Origin of the sequence: Sphingopyxis solisilvae (genome assembly GCF_015475875.1) — a bacterium.
Classification (GTDB): Bacteria; Pseudomonadota; Alphaproteobacteria; order Sphingomonadales; family Sphingomonadaceae; genus Sphingopyxis; species Sphingopyxis solisilvae.
Genome location: NZ_JADKYM010000010.1, coordinates 75,982 through 88,201, shown reverse-complemented (window position 1 = coordinate 88,201; position 12,220 = coordinate 75,982). Strand labels below are relative to the sequence as shown.

The window sequence follows — 12,220 nt, the reverse complement described above, 5'->3', positions numbered from 1 at the left end:
TGGTCCGCGCCATCGAACGGCGGGGTCATCGCGCCCTTCCCCGCGCGCCGACCGGCCAGATGGCGACCAGCGTGTCACCCCGCACGACGTGATAATGATCGTACAGGTTCACGGTCGGGTCGCAGTGCGGCACGGTCAGGCTGACGGGGTCGCCCGGCGCAAGTTCGGTCCCGATGCCGGGCGCGATCAGCGCCGCATGTTCGTCGCCCATGAAAGCAAAGAAACTCGTTGCGGGCGCGCCGCGCTGGACCACCGCGACCCCGCCGTCGGTCGAGAGCGATTTATAGCCCGCGTCGATGGTGACGAGGCCGCTGTGATTGGCGCTGACGACGCGGGAATCGACGCCAAGCGATGTTTCGAACGGGACCGATCCGTCGCCGGTGAGGTCGCAATCGAGATATTGCTTGTCCATGAAGACATAACTTCCGGCCTGCAATTCGGTGAACACGCCGAGCGCCAGGTCGATTCGGTGCGTGCCGGTTCCCGATCCGGTGACGATTTCGGGCGCAAAACCGGCGGCGGCGAGCGCGGCGATCACGGTCCGCAGATAGGCGGTGCGCTCTTCGATCGCGGTCCGGCGCTCCGTATAACCCTCGATATGCTGTTGCGAACCGCAATAGAACTGGACCCCGCGATATTCGAGGTTCGGCAGCGCCGCGATCGTCTCAGCCAGCGCAACCGCCGCCTCGGGCGAGGCAACGCCGGTGCGCGCAATGCCCGGATCGATATCGATGATGACATCGAGGCGGCCCGCCAGCGCGGTATCGAGGCGTGCGGCAACCGCAGGGTGATCGACCACGGCCATCAATCCCCTCGCCTTGCCAGCCAGCGCCGCAAGCCGTTCGATTGCACGCGGTGCCGCGACGGGCGACGTCACCAGGATGCCTTCGATCCCGTCCGCGGCCAGCACCTCGGCCTCGCCGATCTTGGCACAGCAGACGCCGACCGCACCTGCCGCGATCTGGCGCTTGGCGATCTCAACGCTCTTGTGCGTCTTGGCATGGGGGCGAAGGCCGACGCCATGCGCGGCAACCAGACCGGCCATCGCCGCGATATTGCGCTCCAACGCATCGGCATCGAGCACCAGCACCGGTGTATTGAGATCGGCGCGGCTGCCCTGCCGGCCGACCAAATGGGCGTGAAGGGTCAGATCGTCGGTCATGAAAACAGGGCTTCCAGATGCGGGTTGAGGAATTTTCCGCCGGGATCGGCGGCGCGCCGGACGCTGCGATAGCGTTCGGCCATCGGGTAGAGCGCGTCGACGTCGCTGCGGGTCAGCCGGTGGCGTTTGGCCCAATGCGGACGACCGCCATGTGCGCGGAATATGGCCTCGGCATCGGTGAAAAGCACTTGCCACGGCATCGGCGCATATTGGTGCATCGAGATCGCGGCGACGGGTCCGCCGTTCATCGGGCTCATCCAGATGTCGTCGGCGGCGACGGTGCGATATTCGAAGGGAAATGTCACGGGCAGGCGCTTCCGCCGGATCCAGCCGACGACCTCGGCCAGCGCATCGATTCCGGCGGCGCGCGGCATTTCATACTCCATTTCCTCGAACCGGATCGTGCGGTCGGACGGAAAGATTGTGTGCGCCGGGCCGCGGCGGTGACCGTTCATGTTCGCCTTCATCATGCCGCGTTGCAGCCAGGGGGTCAGGAAGGGCACCCGGGCGGCGATGCCCAGCACCCGCCGGAAAGCCGCTTCCTCCATATCGGTGGTGGTCGGCGGCGGATCGCAGGGGTCGCAGGGGTCGAGCGTTTTCAGGATTACATGGTCGGTGTGCGGGAAGAACCAGAATTCGATATGACGGTGCCGCGCCGCGAGATCGTCGTAACTTTCGCGAATCTCGTCCCAACGCCGCTTTTCGATGCGCTCGGACAGGTGAAAAGCCGGGACCACCCCAACCTCGATCTCGGTCGCGATCCCGAACATACCGAGCGACAGGCGCTGCGCCTCGTACAGATCGGGATTGGTTATGGCATCGCACCAGCGCGCTTCGCCATCGGCCCCGACCAGCCGGAAACCGCGCGCCATCGTCGACAGGCTGCCAAGTTCGGCGCCGGTGCCGTGCGTCCCGGTCGCCATCGCGCCCGCCAGCGACTGCGGATTGACATCGCCCTGGTTGGCGAGCGCCAGGCCTTCGTCCCAAAGCGCTGCCGTCAACCGCTTGATGCTCCACCCCGCCGGAATCCGCGCGGTGCGGCGATCGGCGGCAATCGTAATCCGGCCGGGCAGGGCGTCGAGGCCCAGAATCAGCTCGTCCGAGGCGCATAGCGGCATGAAACTGTGCCCGGCACCGGTGGCGCGCACCTTGGCGGCCTTGCGGATCAGACCGGCGAGTTCGTCCTCGCTTTCGGGGCGCGTCACGCCGACCGGCGCGGCGACACTGCCCGACCAGTTGTTCCAACCCATGCCGCTCTCCCGCCCGCGTTCATCCGTTGCCCGATTTAAAGCTGTCGGGCGCAGGCGGATGGGTCAAGAATTATCGGCTGGAGGCGATCTGCCGAGCGAAGTGGAGCTGGACCGCATCGCGCACGCCGCGAGCAACCTTTTTCTGACCGGCGCTCGAGGCGAGAAATTCGGCATCGTCCTTGTTCGAGATGAAACCGGTTTCGAACAGGACCGACGGCGTGTCGGGCGCCTTCAGCACGACGAAAGATGCAAAACGGTGCGCGTGGCTGCGGAATTTGACCGCCTGGCCGGCCTCGCGCTGGAGCAGGCGGGCAAAATCGGAGGCGATGTTCATCGTCTCGCGCTGGGTCAGGTCGAGCAGGATCGATGACACCTCGCCGCTGTGCGCACCCAGATCGACACCGTTGATAACATTGGCCTTGTTCTCGCGCGCCGCCAGCCGCTCCGCCTCGCGGTCCGACGCCACTTCGGACAAGGTATAGATCGACGCGCCGCTGGCTTCCTGATTTTCGGCGGCATCGGCGTGGATCGAAATGAACAGGTCGGCCTTCAGCCGCCGCGCGATGCCGAAGCGTTCTTCCAGCACCAGATAGCGGTCGTCGGCGCGGGTCAGCGCGACGCGAACGCGGCCCGACGCGAGAAGCTCGTCGCGGATGGCGCGCGCCAAAGCCAGCGTGATATCCTTTTCGCGCTTGCCGCTGTGCGGACTGATCGCGCCGGGATCATGGCCGCCGTGCCCGGCGTCGATCACCACCAGCGGCAGGCGGTCGCCCGCCGGTCCCTCGATCTGCGGGAGTGCCACCGCAGGCTTTGGTTTTCCAATCGGAACGCTGACGCTGTATCGCTTTTCGGGCGGCTTGGCGCTGAAACCTGCGGGCGGCACCAGTTCGGTGCGCGGACCGCGCGACACGCGCTGAAACTCGTCGGCCGATACGGGGCGCAGCTGAAATGTCAGGCTGCGACCGTCGGCGGCGAAACGCGCGCCAGTCACGATTGCGGGTTGGGCCAGGTCGAGAACAACGCGCGCCGTGCCCGTATCGGGCCGGCCCTGGCGGACGGCCCGCACCAGCCCGGCACCCGCGGAGGAGCGCCCCGGCTCGGCGCCCGCGATGTCAAGCGCGATGCGGTCTGGACCCGCGAGCAGAAAGGTGGAGGCGCCGGCAACCAGGCCATCGAAACGCAAGGTGACGGCCGAATCGCCGACTTCGACCGCACCGATCTGGCCCGCCAGCACCGCCGCAGGGTTCGATATCATCGCCATCAGGACGAGCAACAGGCCCATCACGCCTCTATGCCGCCGCCGCCGCGGGATGGTCCAGTGCTTATTCCGAAACATATGGCCCCCAGCGGCAGAATGTCGTGAACCGCCTGTTAGCCATGGGGCGTCAAACCCCGGTCAACCGGTAGGGTTAACCGGCAATTCAGTATATTCAGCCCGGCCCGCGCCCTTGCGAAAGCCGCATTCGCTCCCATCTTTCTGCGCGGGTGCTGTTGCCGTCGGCGGCTGCCGATGCTAGCACACCCCCACTGACGGTGCCGTTTCCGCTGCCGTCCGGCCTTTTGAGGGGAAGGCCTGCTCCGCGAATTTGCGGAACATGGCCGCCTTGGTGCCGGATATGCGGGGGTCGGCAACCCGCCGCCAGCCCACCCGGTTGACCGGACAGTCGGGGCGTTTGCCTATACGCCCGCCCTGCCCGCCCGCTCATCCCACAACAGGTTGATGCCGCATGAGGCTTGCCATGCCCTCTTTCCATCCCGACGCGGGCGCTTTTGCCCCGCTCGCCGGACGGGAAGACCGCATGCGCGTCCAGGACCGGACGCAAGCCGCCTTCGGCAATAACGATTTTTTCCATTTCACCCATATCCGCCGCGGCCCTCCACTACAGGAGTCTGCGGGATTTTTTGATGGCGCGCCGCGGCGCGCTTGGAGTGTTACCAATGACCACGCGCATGTTGATCGACGCGCGGCACCGGGAAGAAACCCGGGTCGCCGTCACCAAGGGAAACCGCATCGAGGAGTTTGATTTCGAGTCCGCCGAGCACAAGCAGCTCAAGGGCAATATCTATCTGGCCAAGGTTACCCGCGTCGAACCGTCGCTGCAGGCGGCGTTCATCGAATATGGCGGTAATCGCCACGGTTTCCTGGCATTCAGCGAAATCCATCCCGACTATTACCAGATTCCGAAGGAAGACCGCGACGCGCTGCTGCGCGAAGAAGCCGAACATGCTGCCGCCGCCGCGCAGCGCGCGGAGGACGACCTCGACGAGCTGGAAGGCGATGTCGCCGACGTCGAATATCATGACGAAGACGACAATGGCGACAGCCGCCACGACCGCGACGACGACGATCGTGACGAGCGCAATGATGGCGACGACGACGACCGCGACGATCAGGGCGACGCCGACAACGGCGACGGCGAAGAGGGCCGCCAAGGGTCCGAAGAAGGCCGTGAAGGTCGGAACGATCGCGGCGACCGCAAGGGTCGCGGCCGCGGGCGCGGCAATGGTCGCAAGGGCGGTGGCCGCGGCCGCAGCAGCCGCCGCGACGAAGACGACAGCGAAAACCGCATGTCGCTGCGCCGCCGTTACAAGATCCAGGACGTCATTCGTCGTCGCCAGGTGATGCTGGTCCAGGTCGTCAAGGAAGAACGCGGCAACAAGGGCGCGGCGCTGACCACCTATTTGTCGCTCGCCGGTCGTTACTGCGTGTTGATGCCCAACACGATGCACGGCGGCGGGATCAGCCGCAAGATTTCGAACGGCGCCGATCGCCGCAAGCTGAAGGCGATGATCGACGAACTGGCGCTGCCGCCGACGATGGGCTGCATCGTCCGCACCGCCGGGATGAGCCGCACCAAGGTCGAGATCAAGCGCGACTTCGACTATCTGGCGCGGCTGTGGGACGAGATTCGCGAAAAGACGCTGGAATCGAGCGCCCCCGCGCTGGTCCATTCGGACAGCGACCTCGTCAAGCGCGCGATCCGCGACATCTATCACAAGGACATCGAGGAAGTGCTCGTCGAGGGGGACGAGGGCTATAAGGCCGCCAAGCAGTTCATGAAACTGCTGATGCCGAGCCACGCGCGTCGCGTGAAGCAATATGCCGATCCGGTGTCGCTGTATCAGCGTTACGGCGTCGAAGATCAACTGGCGGGGATGCTCAATCCCGTCGTCCAGCTGAAATCGGGTGGCTATCTGGTCATCAACCCGACCGAGGCCTTGGTGTCGATCGATATTAACTCGGGCCGCTCGACGCGCGAGCATAATATCGAGCAGACCGCGGTCAGCACCAATCTGGAAGCGGCGGCCGAAATCGCGCGCCAGCTGCGTCTGCGCGACATGGCAGGTCTGATCGTCATCGACTTCATCGACATGGATCATGGCTCGAACGTCCGCAAGGTCGAGCGCGCGATGAAGGACGCGCTGAAGAACGACCGCGCGCGCATCCAGGTCGGCCGCATTTCGGGCTTTGGCCTGATGGAAATGAGCCGCCAGCGCCTGCGCACCGGCGTGCTCGAAGCGTCGACCCGCCCGTGCCCGCATTGCGAAGGCACCGGCCTCGTCCGCACCGCATCGTCGGCGGGGCTCAGCGCTTTGCGCCTGATCGAAGAGGAAGCGGCGCGCGGCAAGGGCAGCCGCATCACCCTGCGCGCCAGCCAGGAAGCGACCTTCTACCTGCTCAACGAAAAGCGCCGCGAGCTGCGCGACATCGAGGAACTCTACGGCGTCACCGTCGAAATCCTGCCCGACGGCGAGACCGAGGGCGCGCGCATGGCGGTCGAGGTCACCGGCCCGCCGCCGACCCAGCGTCGCAGCTTTGCCCCGATCGCCCCGATTGAGGATGACGACGACGACGACATCCCCGAGGACGAGGATGAAGACGTCACCGAAGCGGAAGCCGCCGAAGACCGGCGCCCGCGCGAACGTACGCGCGAGGAAGGCGACGGCGACACCGACGGTGAAGGCCGCAAGCGCCGCCGCCGCCGCCGCCGCGGTCGCCGCGGTCGCCGCGACGAAGAAGGTAATGAAATTGCCGAAGGCGGCGAGGCGACCGACAGCCAGGACGCGGAAGCCGATACCGTTGCCGATGCGGCACCCGAAGGAACCGGCGAAACCGTCGAAACCGTCGATGCCGAGGCCGCCGAAGCCAAACCACGCCGCCGCCGCGGCGGTCGCGGACGCAAAAAGGCCGATGCGAGTGATGCGACCGACGACGGCGCAGCGGCAGACGACGTCGAGCCGGTCGCCGATGCCGTAGCGGCGGAACCGGTCGCCGATGAAGCCCCCGCTGCCGAGGAAAAGCCGAAGCGCAAGCGCGCGCCGCGCAAGACCAAGGCTGCGGCCGAAGCCGAAGCGAGCGAAACCGCGGAAGCCGCCGAGGCGACGGCCCCGGTCGAAACGACAGTCGCTGCGGCGGAGGTCGAGGCCGAACCCGCCAAGCCCGCTCCCAAAAAGCGCGCCAGCCGCGCCAAAAAGGCGGTGGCGGCCGAAGCGGCGCCCGAAGCCGTTGCAACCGGCGAGGCCGAACCGGTCGCAGCCGATGGCGATGCGGGCGGTACCGGCCCCGATGGCGAGCCGCGTCGCGGCTGGTGGCAAAGAACCTTCGGCAACTGACACGCGCCATTTGATCGCGAGGCCCGGTCTCCTCGCACGCGTGGGGCCGGGCCTCCGGCCAACCCCGGCCATCGTCGTCCCGACAACCATCGGCCGCAGAAATCGCACGCCGCGCTTGCACCCGCGAGCGCGGACCCCCAATAAGTCCCTATGGCTTCACGCAAGGTTCAGACGCGCCGGGCGACGGAGGCGGCCATGACCGCCCTGCCCCTACACCGCACACGCGCGGTGCGTGCGCCCCGTCATCTAATCCGGATCCTGCTGACGATGCTGGCGGTGCTTGCCTTCGCGGCGCGCCCGGCGATGGCGCAATCGATCCTGCGCGATGCCGAAACCGAACAATTGTTCCAGGACATGATGGACCCGCTGACGGTCGCGGCGGGGCTTCAGCCCGGCCAGGTCCGCGTTCATCTGCTCGGCGATCGCAGTATCAACGCCTTTGTAGCGGGCAGCCAGGATGTCTATGTCTTTGCCGGATTGATCGAGGCCGCCGACACGGCGGAAGAGGTTCAGGGGGTTCTGGCGCACGAGCTTGGCCATATCATCGGCGGCCATGCCATCCGCATCAACGAAGGCGCGAGCGCGGCGACGGGGATTTCGCTGCTTAGCCTGTTGCTCGGCGCGGCGGCGATTGCGGCGGGCGGCGGCGAAGCCGGCATGGGCATCATGATGGCGGGCCAACAGGCCGCGCTCGGCAAATTCCTCGCCTTCAGCCGGGTGCAAGAATCGACCGCCGACGCTGCCGGCGCCCAATATCTGTCGGCCGCGGGGATCAGCGGCCGCGGCAGCCTGACCTTTTTCAAGAAGCTCCAGAATCTGGAGTTTCGCTATGCCGTCAAACAGGATGACGACCAGGCCTATGGGCGGACCCACCCGATGTCGGGTGACCGCATCCAGACGCTGCGCGAGGTCTATGTCATCGATCCGGCGTGGGAAAAACCGGCCGATCCCGATATCGAGCGGCGGTTCCAGCGCGTGAAGGCCAAGCTGTCAGGCTATATGACCGACCCCGACCGGACGCTGCGCAAATATCCCGAAACCGACACCAGCATCCCGGCGCGCTATGCCCGCGCCTATGCCTGGCATCGCAGCGCCTATCCGCAAAAGGCGCTCGCGGAGGTGGAAGCGCTCCTCGCTACCGATCGGGACGATCCTTATTTCCTCGAGCTCGAGGGGCAGATCCTGCTCGAATCGGGGCGGCCGAAAGAAGCCTTGCCGCCGCTGCGCGAAGCGGTCGCGAAATCGCGGTCGCAGCCGCTGATCGCGGCAACGCTGGGCCACGCGCTGATTGCCACCGAAGACCCGGCCAATTTTGCCGAAGCCGAAAAAGTGCTGCGGACCGCCGTCGCGCTCGACAATAAAAATCCCTTTGCCTGGTACCAGCTCGGCATCGTCTATGCGAACAAGGGTGATCAATCGCGCGCCGCGCTCGCTTCGGCGGAGCGTTACAATCTCCAGGGTGGACAGGCGGCGCTGGCGCTGCGTAATGCCGAAATGGCGATGCAGGGCTTGCCCCAAGGCTCGCCCGACTGGATCCGCGCACAGGATATTTCGCTGGTGGCGCGCGCCGAGGTGGAACGCACGCGCAAACGGCGCTAGATTCGGGTAAGGCAGGGGCGGCGCATCGCGATCCAGCGCGGCTCGAGGGCGACAAGTGACCGATAAGAAAGACGATTATTACCAGCCATGGCTGCGCGACGCCGCGTCGCCGACGGACGCCGCGCCATCGGCGCCGGTCGCGCGCGACGAAGGGCTGGCCAAGCCGCGCGAGGTGCCGCCCGTCGGCCTCGACGTGTCGCGCTATGCCGCACCCGAAACACCTGCGCGCAAGCCGGTGGTCACCGCGGACCAGGTGAAAGCGGGAAGCGCCCGCCTGTGGCAGGCGCTGCGCCGCGGTGCCGCGCGTTTCGCCGACTGGACGATCGACCTTGGCGACCGCGCCGACTTTCCGGCGCGCGTCGAAGCGATGGAGATTCCGCGCCGGACGCGCGAGGGCGCAGCGAAGATCGCGGCCGCGACGACCAGGGCCGCAGGCGCCGCGGGGCGCACATCGGCCAGCGCCGCCCGCACCGCCGCGCGGGCCAGCGGCGCTGCGTGGGACAGGCTGGCGCTGGGCGACAAGGCCCGCAAGCTGTCGAGCGAAGCCGGACGCGGACTGGGCGAAGTGGCCGGGAAAACGAAGGCGAGCGTTGGCCAGATCGCCCGATCGGGCAGCGAGAGCATCAAGGACAGTCTGGGCGAAGCGGCGACCCGGCTGCGCCCGGCGCCGCGCGCCGAGGATGTGCCGCCGCCGTCGGGGCTCGAACAATTGCTGGCGCGCGAGGAAGCGGCGACGCAGCAGGCCAGTCCGGCAAGCGCCGACCTGCCGCTCTTTGCCGGTGATGCAACGCTGGCCGCAGTGCCCCCGCGCGCCGAGCTGTCGGCTGCGACGCCGTCCGGAGAAGGCGACGACCGTTCGCCGCTGCCCGTGGCCAAGCCGAAACGATCGGCGGCGCGAGCGATGGCGGCAAGCCCTTTGCCGCAGCTCAAGGGGAACGGCATGGACGGGGGATCGACGCGAACGTGGATCGTGCTGGCAGCGGGCGGGGTTCTGCTACTCGCCGCCGCCTTCTGGCTCGGCGGACGGTTGGGCGGGGGCATGAGCAAGGGCGAGGTCGAAACGATCGTTGCCGACTATATCAGGGCCAATCCGCAGATCATTCCCGAAGCGCTGGAAGCGCAGCGGGACGGCGAAATCGCCAAGGCGATCGGCGCGATCCGCCCGGCGCTCGAAAAACCCTATGCCGGGGCATGGGCGGGTAACGCCGACAGCGATGTGACGTTGGTGGTGTTCACCGATTATGCCTGCGGCTTTTGCCGCGCGAGCGTCCCCGATGTCGACCGGCTGATCCGTGAGGACAAAAGGCTGAAAGTGGTGTTCCGCGAATTGCCGATCATTGCGCCGCAGAGCCGCGACGCGGCGCTGATGGCGCTCGCCGCCGCGCGGCAGGGCAAATATGACGCGTTCCACCATGCGATGTTCGCGGTCGGCTCGCTTGACGCCGCGGGGATCGCCGAGGCGGCGCGGCGCGCCGGCGTGGTGACCGACGGCAGCGCCGATGCCACCGCCAACGAAGCCTTGTTCCAGCGCGAGCTCGACAGCAACCTCGCGATCGCGACGCAGCTGCAGCTCAACGCCACCCCGACCTGGATCGTCGGCGACCAGATGCTGCAGGGCCAGATCGGCTATGACGCGCTGCGCCAGGCGGTCGCCAAGGCCCGCGCGGCCAAGGGCTGACGGAACCGGTGGCGACGGTCACGCTCGACGCGGCGCTCGCCAACGCCCGCCAGTTGCTGGCGGCCGAGCCCGGCAGCGCACTGGCGCAAGCGCAGGCGATCATCGCGGCGGTGCCGACATCCGCGGCGGCGCACCGTATCGCCGCCCACGCGCTGAGAGCGCTGGGCCGCGAAGCGGACGCGCAAGCCGCGTCGCTCGCCGCCGTCGCGGCAACGATCCACGACGACGCCATGGTCGCCGCGGCGCTGGCGCTGGCCGAAGACCGGCTGCCCGATGCCGAGGCCGCACTGCGCGCGCGGCTGCGCGAGGATGCGACCGATGTCGCGGCGATCCGGATGCTGGCCGAAGTCGCGGGGCGGATCGGCCGCTATGGCGACGCCGAAAAGCTGCTGACGCGGGCGCTGGAACTGGCGCCGGGTTTCGGCGCCGCGCAGGCAAATCTGGCGACGGTCTATTACAAGCAGAACCGCTACGCCGACGCGGTCGCGGCGCTCGACGCCGTGCTGGGCGAGGACCCCGACAATCCGGCGCACGCCAATCTGAAGGCGGCCGCGCTCGGCCGCATCGGCGGCTATGACGAAGCGATCGCGCTGTACGAACAATTGACCCGGCGCTTCCCCGACCACGCCAAGCTGTGGATGAGCTATGGTCATATGCTCAAGACGGTGGGGCGTCAGGAGGACTGCATTGCCGCCTATCGCCACGCGCTGGGGGTCGATCCCGGCCTTGGCGAATTGTGGTGGAGCCTTGCCAATCTCAAGACGATCCGGTTCGACGCCGACGACCGTGCGGCGATGGAGGCGGCGCTGGGTGCCGCCAACCCAGACGATGCGGCGCGCGACGACGACCGGCTGCACCTGCATTTCGCGCTCGGCAAGGCGTATGACGATGCGGGTAATGCCGACGCGGCCTTCGGTCACTATGCTGCGGGCAATGCGATCCGCGCCGCCCAACTCGGTTATGACGCCGCCGATACGCGGATGATCGTCGATGCGGCGATCGCGACCTGCACCGCCGAGTTTTTTGCCGCCCGCGCGGGCGCCGGCGATCCAGCCCCCGATCCGATCTTCATCCTCGGTATGCCGCGCGCCGGATCGACGCTGATCGAACAGATATTGGCCAGCCATTCGGCGATCGAAGGCACGATGGAACTGCCCGACATTCCGGCGCTGGCGCTCGGCCTCGGGCGCGAAACGCGGGGCGAGGGACGCCACTGGGTCGCCGCGCTCGCCGACGCACCGCCCGAACGGCTGGCCGAAATGGGCGCCGCCTTCCTCCGCCGCACCGCGGTGCAGCGCAAGTCCGGCAAGCCATTCTATATCGACAAGCTACCGAACAACTGGCGCTATGTGCCGCTGATCCGGCTGATCCTGCCGAATGCCAAGATCATCGACGCGCGGCGCCACCCGCTCGATTGCTGCTGGTCCAATTTCCGCCAGCATTATGCCAAGGGTCAGGCGTTCAGCTATGGTCTGGCCGACATGGGCGCCTATTACCGCGATTATGTCCGCCTGATGGCGCATATCGACAGCGTGCAGCCGGGCCGCGTTCACCGCGTCATCCACGAAGCATTGCTGGGCGATCCCGAGGCGGAGGTGCGCGCCATGCTCGGCTATCTCGGCCTGCCGTTCGAGGACGCGTGCATGGCGTTTCACACCAACGCACGCGCGGTGCGCACCGCGTCGAGTGAACAGGTGCGGCGTCCGATCAACCGCGACGGAGTGGACCAGTGGCGACCCTACGAAGCCTGGCTCGCCCCGCTGAAGGATGCGCTGGGCGCGGTTTTGGAGGATTATCCCGCGGTTCCGCAGGTCTTCGACTGACGCGAAGCACCGATCGACGGCGACAAAATGTTGCCTTTCGGCAACAGCAGGCGACATTTTCGAGCAGCCATGCACCGGTACGGCGAACAAGGCT

Annotated in this window: 7 protein-coding genes; 4 read left to right on the top strand and 3 right to left on the bottom strand. The window is 67.1% G+C overall.

Annotation, left to right across the window (positions count from 1 at the left end):
* Nucleotides 1-25: 25 nt before the first annotated feature.
* The 3 genes from IR187_RS09205 to IR187_RS09195 all read right to left on the bottom strand — a co-directional run bounded on the left by IR187_RS09205 (nt 26) and on the right by IR187_RS09195 (nt 3,694).
* Complete coding sequence (locus IR187_RS09205; RefSeq protein ID WP_194954310.1) at nt 26-1,162, bottom strand: DSD1 family PLP-dependent enzyme; 1,137 nt, start codon at nt 1,160-1,162, stop codon at nt 26-28.
* Entirely contained in the window at nt 1,159-2,412 is a 1,254-nt protein-coding gene (locus IR187_RS09200; RefSeq protein ID WP_194954309.1) for a D-arabinono-1,4-lactone oxidase, read from the bottom strand. Before IR187_RS09200 ends, IR187_RS09205 begins: the two co-directional genes overlap by 4 nt.
* Nucleotides 2,413-2,482: 70 nt before the next feature.
* Nucleotides 2,483-3,694: an N-acetylmuramoyl-L-alanine amidase gene (locus IR187_RS09195; protein ID WP_228765686.1), complete on the bottom strand. Its 1,212-nt coding sequence runs from the start codon at nt 3,692-3,694 to the stop codon at nt 2,483-2,485.
* A 656-nt stretch (nt 3,695-4,350) separates the two neighbouring features.
* Between IR187_RS09195 and IR187_RS09190 the strand changes: the two genes are divergently transcribed.
* The 4 genes from IR187_RS09190 to IR187_RS09175 all read left to right on the top strand — a co-directional run bounded on the left by IR187_RS09190 (nt 4,351) and on the right by IR187_RS09175 (nt 12,126).
* Nucleotides 4,351-7,026, top strand: a complete 2,676-nt coding sequence (locus IR187_RS09190; RefSeq protein ID WP_194954307.1) for an Rne/Rng family ribonuclease — start codon at nt 4,351-4,353, stop codon at nt 7,024-7,026.
* Nucleotides 7,027-7,221: 195 nt separating this feature from the next.
* A complete protein-coding gene (locus IR187_RS09185) occupies nt 7,222-8,625 on the top strand; it encodes a M48 family metalloprotease (protein WP_194954306.1) in 1,404 nt (467 codons plus the stop codon).
* 55 nt (nt 8,626-8,680) lie between these two features.
* Nucleotides 8,681-10,303 carry a DsbA family protein gene (locus IR187_RS09180; protein ID WP_194954305.1) on the top strand — a complete coding sequence of 541 codons (1,623 nt, stop codon included), beginning with the start codon at nt 8,681-8,683 and terminating at the stop codon, nt 10,301-10,303.
* An 8-nt stretch (nt 10,304-10,311) separates the two neighbouring features.
* Nucleotides 10,312-12,126: a tetratricopeptide repeat-containing sulfotransferase family protein gene (locus IR187_RS09175; protein ID WP_194954304.1), complete on the top strand. Its 1,815-nt coding sequence runs from the start codon at nt 10,312-10,314 to the stop codon at nt 12,124-12,126.
* Nucleotides 12,127-12,220: the final 94 nt, after the last annotated feature.

Bases quoted from the DNA above. Each gene is read 5' to 3' on its own strand.
- IR187_RS09200 (WP_194954309.1), bottom strand. From the start codon at position 2,412: ATGGGTTGGAACAACTGGTCGGGCAGTGTCGCCGCGCCGGTCGGCGTG.
- IR187_RS09195 (WP_228765686.1), bottom strand. From the start codon at position 3,694: ATGGGCCTGTTGCTCGTCCTGATGGCGATGATATCGAACCCTGCGGCG.
- IR187_RS09185 (WP_194954306.1), top strand. From the start codon at position 7,222: ATGACCGCCCTGCCCCTACACCGCACACGCGCGGTGCGTGCGCCCCGT.
- IR187_RS09190 (WP_194954307.1), top strand. From the start codon at position 4,351: ATGACCACGCGCATGTTGATCGACGCGCGGCACCGGGAAGAAACCCGG.
- IR187_RS09205 (WP_194954310.1), bottom strand. From the start codon at position 1,162: ATGACCGACGATCTGACCCTTCACGCCCATTTGGTCGGCCGGCAGGGC.